Here is a 926-nt window from a genome sequence, read left to right as displayed (position 1 = left end):
CCCCCCCGACCCCCACCCCCCTCACGCCGTCGGCGGCGTCAGAGGTGTATAAGAGACGGCGGCGGGGGGGTCGGGGCCGGCTGGCGGGCCAGGAACGCGTGGTGGGCGCCGTCGGGGTCGGCGCTGAGCTGGGCGAGGATGTCCGGCCAGCCGGTGGCGCCCAGCGCCTCGGCGGCCTGGGTGGGCGGCCCGAGGTAGGCCGGGGTGCCGGCGGCGGTGAGCAGCAGCACCTCATCGCAGCCATCCAGGCAGGTCGGTGAGGTGGTGGCCAGCACCACGGCGCGGCCGGTGTCGGCGAGCCGCCGCAGCAGCGCCATCAGCTGCGGTTCCAGCTCGGGCCCCAGCCCGGCGGTCGGCTGGTCGAGGACCAGCACCGACGGCCCGGTCAGCAATTCGGTGGCCAGCGACACCCGTTTGCGCTCGGCGGCGGAGAGCCTGCCCACCTGCACGGTGCGGCGATGCGTCAACTCCACCTCGGCGAGCACCCGGTCGACGGCGTGCCGGCGGTCCTCGGCGCTGGCAGCGGCGGGCAGCCGCAGCGCCGCCGCGTAGCCCACGGCCTGGTCGACGGTGAGCTGGCGGTGCACCACGTCGCCGGCCGGTGCCAGCCCGACCCGGCGGCGCCGCGCCGGGTCGTCCACGGGGTGCCCGTCGACGGTGACCGCGCCGGTGCTGGGCCGCAGCACCCCGGCGAGCAGGCCGGCCAGCGCGGAGGTGGCCGCCGCCGACGGTCCCGCCACCGCGGTCAGTGTGCCCGGGCGCACCGTGGCGGAATTGACTCTTATAAACATCTGACGCTGCCGACTACTTTAAAGGTATCTTGTAAGTTCGTAAGGGCGTCGTAGGGAAAGAGTGTGACGAGAGTGGCGGGCGGTGGGAGGGCGGGGGGGGGTGGGGGGGGGGTGGGCGGTGGGTGTGTGGGGGGG

The 926-nt window shown here is 75.4% G+C and carries 1 protein-coding gene; it reads right to left on the bottom strand.

All coding sequences use genetic code 11. From position 1 onward, the window contains the following. Positions 1-38 precede the first annotated feature (38 nt). A complete protein-coding gene (locus BKN37_RS27345) occupies positions 39-791 on the bottom strand; it encodes an ATP-binding cassette domain-containing protein (protein WP_083342091.1) in 753 nt (250 codons plus the stop codon). Between the last annotated feature and the right edge of the window lie 135 nt (positions 792-926).

Source organism: Mycobacterium talmoniae (assembly GCF_001854525.1).
GTDB classification, from domain to species: domain Bacteria; phylum Actinomycetota; class Actinomycetes; order Mycobacteriales; family Mycobacteriaceae; genus Mycobacterium; species Mycobacterium talmoniae.
This window is presented reverse-complemented; position numbering and strand designations above follow the sequence as displayed.

What these genes read in the sequence shown, in the direction of transcription:
- BKN37_RS27345 (WP_083342091.1), bottom strand. Translation starts at nt 791, where the DNA reads ATGTTTATAAGAGTCAATTCCGCCACGGTGCGCCCGGGCACACTGACC.